The organism is Candidatus Pelagibacter sp. HIMB1517 (assembly GCF_052047895.1).
GTDB lineage: Bacteria > Pseudomonadota > Alphaproteobacteria > Pelagibacterales > Pelagibacteraceae > HIMB114.
This window is the reverse complement of the sequence record NZ_JBNAIW010000016.1, coordinates 1-15,595: the sequence shown is the minus strand read 5'-3', so window position 1 is coordinate 15,595 and position 15,595 is coordinate 1. Positions and strand designations below refer to the sequence as shown.

The window sequence follows — 15,595 nt, the reverse complement described above, 5'->3', positions numbered from 1 at the left end:
ATAATTAACTTATCACTATTTGATAAAACTAAATCAGAAATATAAAAACCACCAGTAGAAATTATTGTTAATGATAAAGTAAATTTGTCTAATATTCTTAAATCAGTAAAGTTTAAAAAAAATAAAGAGATTAAAAATAAAATTACAAAAGCATAACAAGTATTATTAAAAATGTTTTCAAAATTAATAGAAAAGTAAACAGTTTCTTTTTTTTTTGTTATAAACTTAATTGGGTAGAGATTTATTTCCTTATTTCCTAGTACAAGAATAATGGTAATAACAAAAAATATAGCACCCATTAATTGTGTGGATGCTCTCCAAAGTAGCAATGGAGAATCTAAAAAATTAAATTTTTCTATAAAAACAGATGCGCCAAAAGACGTGAATCCAGAAAGTGTTTCAAAATAAGAATTTAAAAAATTTTCATAGCCACCCAACCAAAAAGGTATTGAAATGATTAAGGGTAGAATAATCCAACCAAGAATAGTAAGGGAAATTAGGTTATATGATCTAAGATTTTCCTCATTAAATTTAATCCTTTTAGATACATAGAAAAATAACAAAGAAAAAATTAAAGTAATTAAATAAACATGAATGTTAAGATTAAAATTAAAATATAAACAGTAAATTAAATTAATTATGCTGAAAAAAATTATTAATAAATTTAATTTACCTAGAAAGTAAAGTATTGCCTTTATATTCATTTAAAATTTTAATAATATTCACTTATACGAAATAATTGTTCAACTTTTTTAAGCTGACTTCTTGAAGACAAAAGAATAACCCTGTCGTTAAGTTTAAATTCGAATTTTTTATTTGGTACAATTATATTTTTATCTCGGGCAATTAATCCAATTTTTATGCCTTCAGGTAAAGAAGATTTTTCAATAGATTTATTAACCAACTCAGAATTCTCTAAAATTTTTGCCTCAATAATTTCGTATTCACCATCATCAAGGGTAAATACGCTATCAATCTTTCCTTTATGAACATGTTTTAAAATTGTAGATACTGTTGTCATTCTTGGGTCAACGATATCATCAATTTTCAGAGATGATTGTAACAAACTATAATTGTGACTATTTGCAATTGCTATGACTCTTTTAATGCCTTTCTTTTTGCATAACAAAGCACTCATTAAATTAACCTCATCATCATCAGTAATGCATAAAACTGTGTCAATTTCTTCAAGATTTACCTCTTTTAGGATATTTTCATCTAAACCATCACCCTTGATCACCATTGCTTCATTTAGTTCATTGGCAACATATTGAGCCCTTTCATCGTTTTTTTCTATAATTTTAATCCTTGGATTGCTTGGGAGGTCTTCTAAAGATTTTGCAAGATCAAGACCTATATTGCCGGCTCCTATAATTAATATTTTGTCAGAAATTTTTTCATTCTTACCAAAAACATCCATGGTTCTCTCGACTTGTCTTGAGTCAGTTAAAATAAAAGCTTTATCATTTTCAATTAAAATATCTTTCTTTTTCAATATTATAAATTTATCTTCCCTCTGAACGCCTACTACATTTGCGTTTAAGTCAGAAAAAGATTCGGTAAGTTTTTGTAAAGGTGTATTGACCAATGGACATTTGTTATCGATATTTATCTCAATCAATCTTATTGTATCGTTTGCAAATGGAAAACTTTCTATTGCCCCAGGAGCTTCGATTTTTCTTAAAAGAGATTTAGCTACTTCGAACTCAGGAGATATGATTGTATCTATTGGTAAATGGTTCTTGCTAAATAAATTACTATAAGTTGGGTTCAAAAATTCTTTTGATCTTATTCTCGCAATTTTTCTAGAAACATTAAATAAAGAGTGTGCTATTTGACACACAATCATATTAGTTTCATCATTTCTGGTTACTGCAACTATCATATCTGCATTTTTTGCTTCTGCTAATTCTAAAACACTTGGATAGGTAGCAATACCAACTATGCCCTTAGCATCTAAATTGTCATTTATTTTTTGAATATCGGCACTAGTTTTATCAATTACAGTTATAGAATGCCCTTGCTGGGATAATTGGTTAGCAATTGAATAACCGACCTGGCCTGCACCGCAAATTATAATATTCATTGTTTTCTAGTATTTTATATTTAGTAATGACAGCTTTCTATGTAAGGCTGACCTTTCCATTCCGACTGATTTTGCTGTTTTTGACACATTTCCATCATTTATTTTTAATTGCTTTATTAAATATTCTCTTTCAAAATTATCTCTTGCTTCTTTTAATGTTAAATCTGATTTTGATGAGTTTATTTTATCAACTTTTAAATTTGAATTAAAATAACTATATACTAATTTTTCTATTTTATCTACATCATCTTGACCTAAAATTACTATTCTTTCAACCAAGTTTCTTAATTCCCTAATATTTCCTGGCCAATTATAATCATAAAATAAATCAATATTTTTAATTTTATTTTTATACTCATAATTTTCGCCTTTAAATCTTTTAAAGAAATAACTGATTAGTAAAGGTATATCGGTTGATCTTTCAATAAGTGGTGGCAAATAAAAATATATAACATTTAATCTGTGGAACAAGTCCTCTCGAAAACTACCATCTATTGTATTCTGTTTTAAATTTTCAGATGAAGAAGCAATAACTCTGAAATTTGATTTTACAGTAAGTGTATCGTTTAACCTCTTAAACCTTTGGTCAGTAATCACTCTTAATAATTTATTTTGAGCGTCAAGTGGTAGTTCGTTTATATTATCAATAAATAAAGTACCATTATTAGCTTTTTCTAAGTGACCTTTGATAACAGTACCCTCTTTAATTATTCCAAATATATTTTCTTCAAAATTTTTAGAATTTATTCTAGAAGAGTCTAAGATTACGAAATCAAAATCACTTCGTTTAGAACTTTTGTGTATTTCTCTTGCTAATAATTCTTTACCACTACCGCTAGGTCCTTCAATTAAAATTCTACCATCTGAATTTGCAATTTTATTTATCTCTTCTTTAATTTTTAAAATTTCTTTTGATTGGCCAATTAATTCAAAAGATTTAAAAATATTTTCTTGTAAATTTTGTTTAGAAGTTGATAGCTCTGAAAACTCAATTCCTCTTTTAATAAAATTTAATAATCTTTCTTGATTAAAAGGTTTTTCTAAAAATTCAAAAGCTCCATCTTTGACAGAGTTTACTGCAATTTGGATATTTGCATGACCTGACATCATGATAACGGGAATATCTTTATTTTTTTTTTTAATTTGGCTTAGTAAATACAATCCATCTCTAGATTTTTCATCTAAAAGAACATCTAATAAGGCAAGATCAAAATGATCGTTATTAATTATGCTTTCGGCTTCTTTGATGGTTTCAGCGGAAACTACAGTATAGTGATTTTCAGTTAAGATTTCATTTAAAATGAACCTTATATCTTTTTCGTCATCAACTATTAAAATTTTTTTCATTTAATTTTGGAAGTGTAATTGTTACAAATGCCCCTTCTTGATCGTTTCTATTATCATAAAAAATTTGTCCGTTATGTTCATGAATAATTTTTGATACTATTGACAAACCTAATCCACTTCCATTTTTTTTTGTTGTGAAATAAGGATCGTCCTGCTTATTATTACCAGAGTCTTTAAAACCTACCCCATTATCAAAAATTGTAATCAAAAAATATTTTCTATCTTCAGATAAATTAGTAATTATTTCTCCGTCAGAATTTTTTTCCTCAATAGACTCAACTGAATTTTTATAAATATTTATCATCACTCTATTAATTTGATTTTTATCACAAAAAATATCACCATTTTTAATTGTATTATTGATTACAAACTTAATCTTTTCGTAGTTTAATCTATATGTTTCTGAAGCATCTAAAATAATTTTAGTTAAATTATTTTTTTCAAAAACTGGCTTTGGCATTCTTGCAAAGTCAGAAAAGTTATTTACCAATTCTGAAATTGCATTTATTTGGTTATCAATAATTAAAAGATGTTTTTTTGAATTATCATCATCAATAATTTTAGATTTGATTCTATCTAAAGATAATTGAATAGGTGTTAATGGGTTTCTAATTTCATGGGCTAATTTTCTTGCAATTACTTGCCAAGCCTCGAAACGACCAGATAAAATATTTTTTTGTTTTTGTTTTTTTATCTGTGAGACCATGTCACTAAAAATTAAATTTAAATTTTGAAAATCTTCATTTTTTGATTTTTCTAAGTTAATATCATAATCCCCTTCTCCCACTCTTTTGGCTGCTTTAAATAAATTATTAAGTGGTTTCGTCGTTTTTGCAGCAAAATTAATTCCAAAAATTGCAGACATCAATACAAGCAAAAGAGTAAAAATTATATAAATTGTAAAAAAAGTAATTTGTATTTTAAAAGTATTATTTTTTACCTGATAATAATATGTTGATGCGTCACCAGTCTCTTTTAAAAAAGAATTAATTTTTGCATCAACATTCTGAAATGAATATAAATATAAATTCTTATAATTATTTAACTTTATTAATGCGTATGTTTTCTTTTCTACTGCATTTGAAATAATTAATGGTTTTCCATTACTTGCTTGTAACAACATATTTTTAGATGGGGAAATATAATTGTTATTTGGTGTTTCAATTAACTTTCCATTTTTATCAATTAAAAATATATTTTTAACATCTCTAAAATTTAATTGAAATATTAGGTAATTCTTTAATTTTTTGTTATCAGATAAAAGTATTTTCTTATTTCTGTTTAAGTCATTGGCAATAAGTTTTAAATCTTTTACAATTGATTTTTGATAATCATTTAAATAATTGACAGCTATATTTCTTGAATTGTTAACTAAAGATAAGATTTTTTGATCAAACCAATTTTGAATACCATAGTTAAATATAATAATTGAAAAAATTGCAATTAACAAAGAAGGCAACGAAGATATAAGTAAAAAAGACAAAACTAAGTTTTTGCTAGTTTCTCCACCTAATTCTTTTGATTTTTTTTTTTGATAATTTTTATAAACTTTAACTGCAATAGAAATTATTAAAACTAATAATAAAATCAAATTTAAAATTAATAGAACTTCTACATTAAACTGACTTAATCTAAAATATCCAATGCCAATAAAAGTTTGAAGTGAGACAAAACCTAATACAATTGATGTTAAAAATAAAGTTGATAAAAAATATGTATTCGATAATAAATTTAATATATATTTCATGAATTTAGCAGTAATTATATTGGCCGCAGGAAACAGCACTAGATTTAAAAGTAATATTCCTAAACAATTTCATTTTTATAAAAAGGACATCCTTATAAACCATAGTATAAAAAAATTTGATGAAATCAAAGAAGTTAAGCAAATCCATGTTGGCATAAACAATAAATATCAAAAAAAATACAGCCCAACTATAAAAAAAACTAAAAAAGTTATATTTTTTAATGGAGGAAAATATCGATGTGACTCTGTTAAAAATGGTCTTAAAAAGATAAAAAATAATTATTCTCATGTTTTAATTCATGATGCAGCAAGAGCTGATGTATCAATTAAATTAATTAAAAAAATAATAAAACAATTAAAAAAAAATGATTGTGTTATACCAGTCATTAAAAGCTCAGATACAACCATTTATAAAAATTCATATGTCAATAGAAATCAAATTAAGTTGATACAAACACCCCAAGGTTTCAAACTAGATAAGATAAAAAAATTTCACAAAAAAAATATAGATAAAAAAATTACTGATGACTCAATTTTGTTTTATACTAACAAGGAAAAAATAAAAATAATAAATGGAGAAGAGCAAAATAAAAAAATAACTTATATTAAAGATTTAGGTTCCAAAGAAAAATTTTTTGGAATTGGGTATGATATTCATAAAATGTCACCAGGGTATAATTTATATATTGGTGGTATAAAAATACCTTCAAAGCATGGTGCTGTTGGTCATAGTGATGGGGACAGTCTTTTACACGCATTAATAGATAGTTTTATGGGTGCGGCTAGATTAGGTGATATTGGCACACTTTTTCCAAATAGCAAAAAATACAAAGGTATTAGATCGACCAAATTAATAAGAGAAATTATTATAAAATTAAAAATGATTAATTTAAAAATCTCCTCTATTGATTTAAATATTATTTTACAATCACCTAATTTAAAAAATTATAAGGAAAAAATTAAAAAAAATATTTCCAAGCTTTGTTTGATCAAACCAAATAAAATTAATATAAAAGCAAAAACAACAGATAAACTTGGAATTATTGGAAAAAATAAAGCACTTGCTTGTGAAGTAATTTCAACACTAGAAAATGCTTAATAATATTAATTATTTAATTTTTACGCTATTTAATATAGGCAAGCTACCAGCATCTGGTACCTTTGGCAGTATATTTACTATTATCTTTTATTTTGTTTTTTATAATTTTTTTTCAAATTTGATTTTTGTAATAATAATAATTGGAGTTCTTTTGTACTCATTATTTTTTTTACAAAAAATATTAAGTAACTTCTCAAAAGATGATCCTAAAGAAATTGTAATTGATGAATTTATTGGACAATTAATTCCATTAATAATTTGTGATGGAAATTTATTACTAATTTTATTATCCTTTATTAGTTTTAGGTTTTTTGATATTTTAAAAATATATCCTGCAAATATTTTTGATAAAAAGATTAAAGGGCCAATTGGAATTATTGGTGATGATATAATAGCTGGAATATATAGTTTTGTAATAATTTATGTTATTAAATTATATTTATGATTAATAAAAAAGTTATTAAAAAATTAATTAGAAAAAAAATCACTATATCTGTTGCTGAGTCGTGCACAGGAGGATTGATTGCGAGTGAAATAACTTCAGTTCCAAATTCATCAAATATTTTTAATCTTGGGTTAGTCACATATTCAAATCAATCTAAAGAAAAATTACTAAAAATTAAAAAACAAAATTTAAAAAAATATGGAGCTGTAAGTTCGCAAATATGTAAAGATATGGTTGAAAATCTCTTCAAAATATCCAACACTGATTTATGCATATCCACCACTGGTATTGCGGGTCCGAGCGGGGGTAGTAAATTGAAACCAGTAGGTTTAGTTTATGTTGGTATTAAGTTTAAAAAAAATTATAAAATTTATATGTATAATTTTAATAAAAAATTAGAAAGAAACAAAATTCAAAAAAAAACTGTAAACATTATATTTAATATATTAGATAAAATGATCTAATTTTTGTTTAAGTAATTAGCTCTATTTTCAAAAGATCTTAATATTTTATCAAAGCCGATATCAAACATTGAAGTTAACATTTTATTTAATAAAAAATTCTTAAGCTCTAAGTTTATAGAAAAAGATACTTCACACTCATTATTTGAAATTTTTTTTAAAGACCAGATATTTTCTAAATTTTTTAATGGACCTTTTATTGATTTAACTATTATTTTTTTCTTAACTTTATCAAAGTTTACACTGCTAGTATAAATATCTTTTGCAAAAGAATAACCTATTTCAAGATCTGCTATAATATCAATATTTTTTTCATTTTCTTTTTTAGATACTATTCTTGAGTCGCTGCACCAGGGTAAAAATTTTTTGTATTCGTCTATATCAAGTATTAACTTTTCTATTAGCTCAATTGGATAATTAAATTTTTTAACTATTTTTTTTTGAGGCAAGTTAAATAAGATTATTTTGTCTTTTTTCTTTTAATTTCTGAAAATCATCATCAGCATGATAACTAGATCTTGTCATAGGACTTGAGGATACTAATAGAAAACCTTTTGAATAAGCAATTTTTTTATATTTTTCAAAGTCCTCGGGAGGAATAAATTTTTTTATTGGATAGTGCCTGTCAGTTGGCTGTAGATATTGGCCTAAAGTTAAAAAGTCTACCTTTGCGCATCTTAAGTCGTCCATAACTTGATACAACTCATCTTCACTTTCACCTAAACCAAGCATTAAACCAGATTTTGTAAATATCTTATCATCATAATCTTTTGCTTCTTTTAGTAAGTTTATAGACTGAAAATAACGCGATCCAGGCCTTACTTTTGTATAATTAGAAGGGACAGTTTCAATATTGTGATTAAATACATCAGGTTTTGCCAAGATGATTTTTTTATACACATCGCCTTTTCTTAAGAAATCAGGTGTTAAAATTTCAACACTTGTATTTGGGTTTAATTTTTTTATTTCTAAAATTGTTTGAGCAAAATGTTCTGCACCGCCATCTTCTAAATCATCTCGATCAACAGAAGTAATAACTACATGTTTTAAATTTAAATCGTTCGTCGCTTTTGCAATTCTTGAAGGTTCCTTGCGATCTAGTGCATTTGGTAATCCTGTTTTAACATTACAAAACGCACAAGCCCTAGTGCAAGTATCTCCCATAATCATAAAAGTTGCATGTCTCTTGCTCCAACACTCAGATATATTGGGGCATCCTGCTTCTTCACAAACTGTATGAAGATTATTACTTTTTACTATTTCTTTAGTTTCATTATAAATTGAAGAATTTGATATTTTTACCCTAATCCAATCAGGTTTTCTCTGTATGGGATTTATTGGTTTGTTAATCTTTTCTGGGTGCCTTGGTTTCATTTAATTATTATGAGCTTTTCACCTTTTTTTCCAACTAAAAATTTTTTTCTATACATTTCATCAATAAATTCGAGATTTATTTTTGTTGTTAATGCTTCATTTTCTTCTTTTAATTGTTGGTTTTCAATTTTAAGATTTTTTTCAACTTCTACTAAACTTTGATATTCAAGTTTTTTATTTTGAAAAGAAAAATAACCTCTATTTCCATCAAAAAAATTAATTACAAAGTACATTATTAAAAAGATATTAATAATTATAAATTTATAATTCTTAAAAAATAAAAAAAACTTTTTCATTATATTGCTGACATCCCAGGATTCTTAAGTATTTCTTCAATATTTAACAATCTATTATATTTTGAAACTCTTTCAGATCTTGAAAGAGAACCTGTTTTGATTTGATTAGATTTTGTGGCGACTGCTAAATCAGAAATAAAAGTATCCTCAGTATCACCGGATCTGTGAGAGATAATTGTATTAAAGTTATTATCTTGAGCTAAATATATAGTTTTTAAAGTTTCACTGACGGTTCCTATCTGATTCAATTTAATTAAGATTGCATTTGCAGATTTTTCTTCAATACCTCTGTCTAACCTTTTGTGATTAGTTACAAATAAATCATCACCTACAATTTGAACCTTTTCACCTAGCCTTTTGGTTAAACTCGACCATGAGCTCCAATCATCTTCAAAAATTGGATCCTCAATTGATTTTATAGGATATTTATTTGTTAAGGATGAATAATAATCAATTAATTCTCCTGAGCTAATTTTTTTATTAGTTATAATTGAATAATTTTTACCATCATATAATTCATTGGAAGCAACATCTAAACATAAAGTTACATCTTTACCTGGTTTAAATCCTGATTTGTTTATGGACTCTAAAATCAAATCTATTGCCTCTTCATCAGAATTTAAATTCGGGGCAAAACCACCTTCGTCACCTACGCTTGTATTCATTTTATTTGCTTCAAGTATTTTTTTTAAATTTTGTATTGTTAAAAAAGCTATCTGCATGCATTCTTCAAAAGAATTTGCTCCATCAGGTCTAATCATAAATTCTTGAATATTCAGGGAATTATTTGCGTGTGCACCACCATTAACAATATTCATTAATGGAAAAGGTAATTTATATTTTTTATCTTTTGACAAATACTCAAATATTTCTTTTTTTTGACTTTGAGCAGCAGCTTTACAATTAGCTATAGAAACAGACAGAATTGAATTTGCTCCTAATTTAGATTTATTATCTGTACCATCTAAATTAATTAATAATTCGTCAATATTTTCTTGATCTAAAGAATCTTTTCCCTTTAGATGATTGTTAATCAAATTGTTCACATTTTCGACTGCATTAAAAACGCTTTTATTAAGATATTTAGAATTTTCATCTCTTAACTCACAAGCCTCGTAACTACCAGTTGATGCACCGGATGGTACTATAGATGTTCCAATTGAACCGTCCTCAAGTTTTACATTTGATTGAACAGTTGGAAAACCTCTGCTATCAAATACCTGTCTAGACTTAATCTCAATTATTTTTGTCATCAAAAACTGTTTTGTTTAACCAAATCATCTATTTTTTTTATATTATTTAAAAAATTTTCTAAATCAGATAAATTTAACATATTTGGTCCATCTGAGGGTGCGTTATCTGGATCATCATGAACTTCTAGAAAAAGACCCGCAACCCCTACTGCGATTGCGGCTTTAGATAAATCATAAATAAACTCTCTTTCCCCACCACTTGAATCGCCTTTTCCGCCAGGTTGCTGGACTGAGTGCGTAGCGTCAAATATAACTGGGTACTGTTCTTTTTTTAATATAGATATCGATCTCATATCTGAAACTAAAGTATTGTAGCCAAAAGATACTCCTCTCTCAGTTACTAAAATATTATCATTATTTGAATCTGATATTTTTTTTATTACATTTTTCATATCCCACGGAGCTAAGAACTGGCCTTTTTTAATATTTACTATTAAATTTGTTTTTGCTGCAGAAATTAACAAGTCTGTTTGTCTACACAAAAATGCCGGGATTTGGATAATATCAACTACATTTTTAACTTGATTACATTGTTCTGGTGAATGAACATCAGTTAAAATTGGTAAATTAAAATTCCTCTTAATTTCTTCGAATACTTTAATAGATTTATCTAAACCAATACCTCTTTCGGACTTTAAACTTGTTCTATTAGCCTTATCGAAAGAGGTTTTATAAACTAAGTTTATTTCTAATTTATTAGTAATTTTTTTAATTTCTTCTGCCATGAACATGGCATGATCTCTATTTTCAAGCTGGCAAGGTCCAGAAATTAAGAAAAAAGGGAGATCGTTCGAAACATTAAATTTTTTTAAACTAATTTGTTTGCTCATTTACTTTTTGTTTTTAGCGGCTTTTATAAAAGATGCAAATAAAGGGTGTGGAGAAAGTGGCCTAGATTTAAACTCGGGGTGAAATTGTACACCCACGAACCACGGATGAGAATTTAGCTCAATAATTTCAGTTAATTTATTATTATTTGATAATCCAGAAAAAATTAACCCCTTGCTTTCAAATTTGTTTTTGTAAGCAATATTAACTTCGTATCTATGTCTATGTCTTTCATATATTTTTTTTGATTTATATATTTTCTTAACCATAGATTTTTCATTAAGATTGCATTCATATGAACCTAGCCTCATTGTTCCACCCAGCTTCTTTAAGTCACCTTTTTTTAACATGCCATCCTTATACCACTCTTCTATCAATCCGATTACAGGTATACAATTTTTGTTTAATTCAGTTGAGTTTGCATTTCTTAATTTTAAAACATTTCTAGCAAATTCAATTAGTGATAACTGCATTCCAAAACAAATACCAAAAAATGGAATTTTATTTTCTCTTGCAAATTTTATGCATTGTATTTTACCTTCGGTTCCTCTTTTCCCAAATCCTCCTGGTATTAAAATACCATCTGCGTTTTTTAATTTATTTTTAATTTGATTTTTCTTTAATTTTTCAGAGTCTATTTTGTTTAGATTCACTTTAATACTATTCGCTAAACCACCATGGATTAAAGCTTCATCAATAGATTTGTATGCATCTTTTAAATCAACATATTTTCCAACAACAAAAATATTTACTTCTTTTTTAGAATTTAGAATAATATTTTTAGTCCTGTACCATGGTTTCAAATTAGGTTGTTTTTTGTTTTTTATATTGAAATGTTTTAAAACCTGATAATCAAATTTTTCTTTATAAAAACTAATTGGTGCTTCATAAATTGTTTTAACATCTACAGTTTGAATAACATTTTCAATGTTAACATTGCAAAATAAAGATATTTTTTTTCTTTGACCTTTTGGTAAAGTGATTTCTGATCTACAAACTATAATATCCGGTTGTATTCCCAAGCTTCTCAATTCTTTCACAGAATGTTGTGTAGGTTTAGTTTTTATCTCTTCAGAGGATTTTAAGTAGGGAACAAGAGTTAAATGAACAAATAAACTTTTATCTTTTCCAATATCGTTTGAAAATTGCCTAATTGCTTCTAAAAAAGGAAGGCTTTCGATATCCCCAACTGTTCCACCAATTTCACATATAATAAAATCATATCCACTAGTTTTTGCTTTTATGAAATCCTTGATTTGATTTGTTACATGAGGAATTACTTGAACAGTGTTACCCAAATATTTACCGGATCTTTCTTTTTCCAAAATTTGAGAATAAATTTTACCTGTTGTGACATTATCAAGCGATGTAAGATTTATATCGATAAATCTCTCATAGTGACCTAGATCTAAATCTGTTTCTGCTCCATCATCAGTAACAAAAACCTCTCCATGCTCAAAAGGATTCATTGTACCAGGATCAATATTTAAATACGGATCAAGTTTTCTGATTTTAACTTTATACCCTCTGCTTTTAAGTAAGTAGCCCAATGAAGCTGAGGAAAGACCTTTTCCAAGGGATGATACCACACCGCCAGTTACAAATATATAACGCGCCATGGAAGGTCTTTATATTTTAAATATGTAAATAGTAAAACTTTTTATTATTTGGATTTTGGTATTTTTGGAGAGTTATCTTCTTTTTTCTCTATTTTATCTATAACAGAACTATTCTTTGCATCGTTTCTATGCATTGCTGTGAGTGTAATGCTTGTGATTATGAACATAATTGCAACTACAGAAGTGAATTTTGTTAAAAAACTACCTGCACTTCTTGACGACATAAATGAGTCGCTGCCAGAAGAACCTATTCCAAGAGCGCCACCTTCAGATTTTTGCATTAAAACAGAGCCAATTAATAAAAAGGCTAATATCACATGTATGGTTAAAATTATATTTTCCACGAAGACTAGATATAATACTTTTTAATAATATCAATGAAATTTTGTGTTTTCAATGATGCGCCACCAATCAAAAATCCATCACAACAATCTATATTTTTTAAACTTGATATATTTTTTGATGAAACTGAACCTCCATATAAAACTGGAACATTTTTTTTAAAATCTTTTCTAATTAAATCTTTAATTTTTTTAAAAAAACTGTCCAAATATACTTTCTCCGGAATTAAGCCTGTGCCGATTGACCAAATTGGCTCATATGCAATGACTATATTTCCAAGGTGCCTTTTATTGTCTTTAAATGCTGAATAAATTTGGCTTTTAACTTTATTAAAAGATTTTTTATTTTTAAATTCATTAAAGGTTTCGCCAACACACAAAATAGCTTTTAAATTTTTGCTTGAAGCAAACTCAATTTTTTTATTTATATCTTTGTCTGTTTCACCTTCATTTCTATTTTCCGAATGACCTATAATTGTGTATTTGCAACCCAGTTGTCTTACCATTTTAGCACTCACAGATCCTGTAAATGCTCCATAATCAATTGATGAGGCAGCAATATTTTGCGACCCGATTTTTATAACAGAGATTTTTTTATGATTGATCAAACCTAACAATGTGAACGGTAAACAGAAAATGCAGTTTAAATTAATTTTTTTTTTAAAATTTTTTAAAAATTTTTCAATTTTATATATCCGGTCAAGGTCTTTAGGCTCACCGTTCATTTTCCAATTTGCAATAAAATACTTTTTTGAATACATTTTTATATTATTAAGGTAAATAACATTCACATATCAAGAAAAAATGCAAAGCCTAACTAAAAAAATAGCTATCACAATTATGACGGGAATAATTATTATTGTTTTTGGCGCTTGGGGTATGGGCGATTTATTTAGTGATGGTAATAAAAACATTATAGCTCAAATAAAAGATAAAAAAGTTTATACAAAAGATTATATTGAATCTGCGCGTAACTATGTAAATAGAAAAAATAAAACTGAATTAACAGATGCTGATCACTCGTTAATATTAAATGATCTTTTGGCTGAAAAAATTTATGAAAAATTTGCAGAAGATCTTGGAATAATTATTAACGATGATGCTCTAGCGTATTATATTAAATCTCTTGAAAACTTTAAAGATAGCAATGGAAAATTTTCAAGAGTAGAATACGAAAAATTTTTACTTTTGAATAATATAAATGTAAAAAAATTAGAAGAACGTTTAAAGAAAGAATTAATTAAAAATTTAGTTGTAAAAGTTTTTACCAACGGTGTTTCATCAACAGATTACCATATAAAGAAAATAGAAAATGAATTTTTAAAGCAAATTAATGCTGAGTTTTATCAAATTGAAAATCATGAAAAAATTTCAGATGAAAAAATAGAAAAATATTTTAATCAAAATAAACAAAAATTTTCTTTAGGTGAATTAAGAGAAGGAGAAGTTGTAAAATTAGATAATAAAACTCTTGGTTTTGAAAAAGAAAATAATCAATTTTATAAATTATTAAACAATATAGAAAATGACGTGGTAAATAATTTAAACTATATTGATTTAAAAAAAAAATATAACTTAAAAACCTCACTCTTAGAAAAAATTAATAGAAACGGTATAAATAAAAATCGTTTATTATCTGAACAAAATCAATTCAAAGAAATCTTATTCTCATTAACTGAAAATTTTAAAACAGAAATAATTGAAATAAAAAATGTTAAATATCTAGTGCATTTAAAAAATATTATTAAAGATTACGAGGTAAAATTAGAAACTGGAATTAAAAAAGAAATTCAAGATATCTTAAACTATGAAAAAAATAAAACGCTAGCAAAAAATATAACAGAATCAAATGATGATAATATTTTTAAAATTTCTGCAGAAAAATATAACTTGAAAATAGAAAATGTTTTTTTTGAAAATATATTAGATAATAACAAAATATTTAGTCAAAAGAATGTCGAAAAAATATTTAGTGCAGAAGAAAACAAAGTATTGAGCATTAATGAAAAGAACAAAATTTATATTTTAAAAATAAAAAAAATATCTAAAAATAAAAATAAAATTGATAACTTGAATAAAATTCTTAAAAATCAAACAAAACAAGAATTTAAAACTTTAATTTTAAGAGACCTGGATGCTTATTTAATTAAAAAATATCCCATAAATTTAAACGAAAGAGTTTTAAATCAGGTTAAAAATAGTTTTTAATGATTTCTCAAAAAAAAATTGAATTTAATAAATTTAAAAAAAAAAATAAATTCTCGATTACATATATAATCGAAAAAAATACCCCAATTAATAAAATAGATATTTTGATAAATAATGTTCTTCGAAAAAAAAATTCATTCATATTTGAGTCTGTTGAAAAAGCAAAGACTAGAGGTAGGTACACTATTTTTGGTTTCAAACCAGATTTAACACTCAAAATAATAAATAAAAAAATTTTTCTTAATAATAAAAAAATAAAAAAAAAATTAGAGCCAAAATTATTTTTAGAAAAATTTATTAAAGACTTTAATTTTAAATTACCCTCTACCCTTCCTAAAATGTCAATGATGTTATCAGGATATTTAGGTTACGATATAATTAGATATTACGAAAATATACCTGATAAAAATAAAGATGATTTAAATATACCTGATGTCAAACTTATTAGACCTAATTTTATCTATATTCATGACAACCAAACTAATAAAATG

The 15,595-nt window shown here is 25.8% G+C and carries 15 protein-coding genes and 2 pseudogenes; 5 read left to right on the top strand and 12 right to left on the bottom strand.

Annotation, left to right across the window (positions count from 1 at the left end):
* From ACTTAT_RS06660 to ACTTAT_RS06645, 4 genes and pseudogenes are all read right to left on the bottom strand, one after another.
* Nucleotides 1-704: pseudogene (locus ACTTAT_RS06660) on the bottom strand (hypothetical protein); the annotation flags it as partial.
* Nucleotides 705-712: 8 nt separating this feature from the next.
* Nucleotides 713-2,086 (bottom strand): Trk system potassium transporter TrkA, encoded by a 1,374-nt coding sequence (gene trkA / locus ACTTAT_RS06655; protein WP_440680261.1) that lies wholly within the window; start codon nt 2,084-2,086, stop codon nt 713-715.
* A 6-nt stretch (nt 2,087-2,092) separates the two neighbouring features.
* Nucleotides 2,093-3,433: a sigma-54-dependent transcriptional regulator gene (locus ACTTAT_RS06650; protein WP_440680260.1), complete on the bottom strand. Its 1,341-nt coding sequence runs from the start codon at nt 3,431-3,433 to the stop codon at nt 2,093-2,095.
* Nucleotides 3,411-5,180: an ATP-binding protein gene (locus tag ACTTAT_RS06645; RefSeq protein ID WP_440680259.1), complete on the bottom strand. Its 1,770-nt coding sequence runs from the start codon at nt 5,178-5,180 to the stop codon at nt 3,411-3,413. Before ACTTAT_RS06645 ends, ACTTAT_RS06650 begins: the two co-directional genes overlap by 23 nt.
* Here ACTTAT_RS06645 and ispF point away from each other — a divergent pair.
* Genes ispF through ACTTAT_RS06630 form a run of 3 tightly spaced genes read left to right on the top strand, consistent with a single transcriptional unit; the run spans nt 5,179 to nt 7,188 of the window.
* Complete coding sequence (gene ispF, locus ACTTAT_RS06640) at nt 5,179-6,279, top strand: 2-C-methyl-D-erythritol 2,4-cyclodiphosphate synthase (protein ID WP_440680258.1); 1,101 nt, start codon at nt 5,179-5,181, stop codon at nt 6,277-6,279. The genes ACTTAT_RS06645 and ispF overlap by 2 nt on opposite strands.
* The gene (locus tag ACTTAT_RS06635; protein ID WP_440680257.1) at nt 6,272-6,724 is read left to right on the top strand and encodes a phosphatidylglycerophosphatase A family protein; all 453 of its coding nucleotides are present in this window, start codon (nt 6,272-6,274) and stop codon (nt 6,722-6,724) included. Before ispF ends, ACTTAT_RS06635 begins: the two co-directional genes overlap by 8 nt.
* Nucleotides 6,721-7,188, top strand: coding sequence for a CinA family protein (locus ACTTAT_RS06630; RefSeq protein ID WP_440680256.1), 468 nt, complete (start codon nt 6,721-6,723; stop codon nt 7,186-7,188). Before ACTTAT_RS06635 ends, ACTTAT_RS06630 begins: the two co-directional genes overlap by 4 nt.
* Here the strand turns inward: ACTTAT_RS06630 and ACTTAT_RS06625 are convergent.
* From ACTTAT_RS06625 to tpiA, 8 genes are read right to left on the bottom strand one after another with little or no spacing between them, the layout of a single operon-like run.
* A complete protein-coding gene (locus tag ACTTAT_RS06625; protein WP_440680255.1) occupies nt 7,185-7,634 on the bottom strand; it encodes a type II toxin-antitoxin system RatA family toxin in 450 nt (149 codons plus the stop codon). The genes ACTTAT_RS06630 and ACTTAT_RS06625 overlap by 4 nt on opposite strands.
* Nucleotide 7,635: 1 nt before the next feature.
* Entirely contained in the window at nt 7,636-8,559 is a 924-nt protein-coding gene (gene lipA / locus ACTTAT_RS06620) for a lipoyl synthase (protein WP_440680253.1), read from the bottom strand.
* Nucleotides 8,556-8,855, bottom strand: coding sequence for an FtsB family cell division protein (locus ACTTAT_RS06615; protein WP_440680252.1), 300 nt, complete (start codon nt 8,853-8,855; stop codon nt 8,556-8,558). The genes lipA and ACTTAT_RS06615 overlap by 4 nt, the downstream gene beginning before the upstream one ends.
* A complete protein-coding gene (gene eno / locus ACTTAT_RS06610) occupies nt 8,855-10,108 on the bottom strand; it encodes a phosphopyruvate hydratase (RefSeq protein ID WP_440680251.1) in 1,254 nt (417 codons plus the stop codon). Before eno ends, ACTTAT_RS06615 begins: the two co-directional genes overlap by 1 nt.
* Nucleotides 10,108-10,938 (bottom strand): 3-deoxy-8-phosphooctulonate synthase, encoded by an 831-nt coding sequence (kdsA, locus tag ACTTAT_RS06605; RefSeq protein ID WP_440680249.1) that lies wholly within the window; start codon nt 10,936-10,938, stop codon nt 10,108-10,110. Before kdsA ends, eno begins: the two co-directional genes overlap by 1 nt.
* Nucleotides 10,939-12,555 (bottom strand): CTP synthase, encoded by a 1,617-nt coding sequence (locus ACTTAT_RS06600; RefSeq protein WP_440680248.1) that lies wholly within the window; start codon nt 12,553-12,555, stop codon nt 10,939-10,941.
* 44 nt (nt 12,556-12,599) lie between these two features.
* On the bottom strand, nt 12,600-12,899 hold the full coding sequence (gene secG, locus ACTTAT_RS06595) for a preprotein translocase subunit SecG (RefSeq protein WP_440680247.1): 300 nt from the start codon (nt 12,897-12,899) through the stop codon (nt 12,600-12,602).
* A 5-nt stretch (nt 12,900-12,904) separates the two neighbouring features.
* Nucleotides 12,905-13,657: a triose-phosphate isomerase gene (tpiA, locus tag ACTTAT_RS06590; protein ID WP_440680245.1), complete on the bottom strand. Its 753-nt coding sequence runs from the start codon at nt 13,655-13,657 to the stop codon at nt 12,905-12,907.
* Between the two features lie 43 nt (nt 13,658-13,700).
* Between tpiA and ACTTAT_RS06585 the strand changes: the two genes are divergently transcribed.
* Entirely contained in the window at nt 13,701-15,104 is a 1,404-nt protein-coding gene (locus ACTTAT_RS06585; protein ID WP_440680244.1) for a peptidylprolyl isomerase, read from the top strand.
* Nucleotides 15,104-15,595, top strand: a pseudogene (locus ACTTAT_RS06580) (anthranilate synthase component I); the annotation flags it as partial. The gene ACTTAT_RS06585 and the pseudogene ACTTAT_RS06580, both read left to right, overlap by 1 nt.